We start from the raw sequence: 233 nt of genomic DNA on the forward strand, positions 1-233 counted from the left end.
AGAGCCGGCTCAGCATCAGCTTTTCCAGCACGACGCCGATCAGGCCGACGACCAGCGGGGCCAGGACCAGCGCCCACCAGTAGCCGATACCGGTAAACTTCAACAGCATCCACGCCGCGAAGGCGCCCAGCATGTACTGGGCGCCGTGTGCGAAGTTGATGACGTTGAGCATGCCGAAGATGACTGCCAAGCCGAGGCTCAGCAGCGCGTAGAAGGACCCGTTGATCAGCCCG

Annotated in this window: 1 protein-coding gene; it reads right to left on the minus strand. The window is 63.1% G+C overall.

Annotation, left to right across the window (positions count from 1 at the left end; genetic code table 11):
• The coding region (locus N826_RS39485; RefSeq protein WP_044438194.1) for an ABC transporter permease subunit at positions 1-233 on the minus strand (233 nt) is incomplete at both ends.

It is taken from the genome of Skermanella aerolata KACC 11604, from assembly GCF_000936425.1.
GTDB classification, from domain to species: Bacteria; Pseudomonadota; Alphaproteobacteria; order Azospirillales; family Azospirillaceae; genus Skermanella; species Skermanella aerolata.